Raw genomic sequence first — 2,125 nt, 5'->3', positions numbered from 1 at the left:
GCAATGAGTCCTTTGAAGCTATTAGGTGAAATTTATCAAAAACGGTACGAAGAACATTTGAAAATGTTCCATGTCTTATTCGCATACTTAAAAAGCTTTTAAACCCATAATCCTCATCAAAAACAAATGCCTTTTTTATATCTTCAAATAGTGATTGAAAAAACTTATACTTGATAAATGGCACAACAACTACATTAGGGTCCAGACGATAATCATAGAGCATTTCATAAACAGGCAGAATAGTGGCATCTATTGGATGTCTAAAATAATAAATGATGTCTGCTACGGTTACCTCGTCACCTAATTTTCTAGCATATGCCTGGCCATCGCTAACCGAATTAAAATCCAGGTATCTGTCAAAAATTTCCCTCTGTTGGATTTTAAGGCTTTTGCTTAAACTACTTGTATCTACATAAATGCGGCTTTCATGAATCTGCATAAGCCCCTTACGGATACTTGCTTCTCTGGTAATCTTAAGAATTTCTTCATTATAACGCTCCTGATTATCGTCATCAATTTCTTTAAGATAATTTAGTATTTCGATGCGCTCACCTTCTAATTCCTCGATACTATTTAAAAAAGGTGAGTCTTCGATATTTTCTTTAATAAAACACTTTTCAAGAAGAAAATTAAATCTTTCACTATCAAAACTCTTTGCATTTTTTAAAATTTCTGTAGGTTTATAGAGGTCATATTTAATAAGGAAGTTTGCAATAGCATCATAAATAACTGAATTAGGCTGACTGTATATTTGAAAAAGTATCGGAACAGATATATTAGTTTGCTCAATAGCTTCATCAGATTCTGAGAGGGCGGTGAAAAGTTCAGAATCATAAAAATGATCAAAAGCGTTGTCTGATTCAAAGAAACTATCAACAATCAAATCTGCCGCCTTGGAAAATTCTTTAAGCTTGATAAAACATTTTACTGCGTTCTTTGCAATCCAAGTATCTATAAATGCAGGAGCATTTGCTGGCTTAAAATTATTTGAGTAATTCGAAATCTCATTATTTGCCGATTGATATTGTTCCATACTCATAAGGTACCCAACTTTCAATTTCATTTGAAAAAAGTTAGGTCCACTGATTGGCACTTCTTGACCTTTAATGAGCTTTTCAATATAATTGAATGTCTTGAATCCCGAAAGTGCTGAGACGACCGCAAGCTGGTTAGCCTTATTTGTTACAATTTTATAAAAATTATAACGTATAGGTTGAGCCTGCAAGAAGCTAAAATATTGAATGAAAATGGGATTGTTTAAGTGATATTCATTCACTATGAACTCCAAAATGGCATTGGAAAAATTGAAGTGACTGATTGAATAATATTTTTTTAATAGTTTTTCTCTATCTGAAGAATAATGCTCGTTCTTTTCAAGTACGCTAGATATCAATGAGAGTATTTGGTGCAATTCTGTGTCGGTCGATAGGTAATCGGAAATACTTCTATTTAGCAATAGAAGACTTTGAACAAAAATCACATAGTTTTCAGAGTAGTTGGGATGCTCGTCTAAGAGCAAAGCACATTCTTCTATTAGTAGTTCGAAATCACCGACAAAGAATAGGTCAGTAAGCTTATAATAAGCAGAGGTTCTAGATGTTAATGAGAACTTTGAATTGCCGGAAAGTAGTGATAAATGAAGCCAAAACGAGTCTGGATATAATTTCCAATTAGTATTGGCGAAATTTAGGGCCTGATTTCTACCGTTGTTCTCCGCAGGAAAGGAAAGAAGGAAAACAATTATTTTTTTTAAGGAATGATATCGGTCGATAATTGCGAAATCGGAATCAAATGCAGCAATAAACGCTAGATTTTTCAAATCCGTATCATAGTTCATCGGATCTAACTTAAAAATGATGTAATCCAAATATTGGCGTGAATCCTCATCATATAATGTTTTATGCTGTTCAATTGTTGCATTATAAAAATAGGAAGAAGTTTTACTACCTGTCCTCAGTTTACTAAATTCAGCTATCAAAAGTGGCTTGTGATTCGTCTTGAGTTTAGCCAAGTCATTAAGTATTAATTGATTTTGATCGCCATTGCCCTTGATTTCATTAATGTAAAATTCCGATTCAAGTGTAAAAAAAAGATGTGCCAAGATGCTCATCCATCAGGTCTAATA

General features: G+C 33.1%; 1 protein-coding gene. It reads right to left on the bottom strand.

Annotated features, from left to right (window positions below):
- Positions 1-2,110, bottom strand: a 2,110-nt coding sequence (locus tag AC1DPQ_RS25905) for a hypothetical protein (protein ID WP_477611328.1), incomplete at its 3' end; no start/stop codon positions are given.
- Positions 2,111-2,125: the final 15 nt, after the last annotated feature.

It is taken from the genome of Pedobacter sp. 01T416_2 (assembly GCF_056398925.1).
The sequence above is the reverse complement of the archived record's forward strand: the minus strand, read 5'-3'. Positions and strand labels throughout refer to the sequence as shown.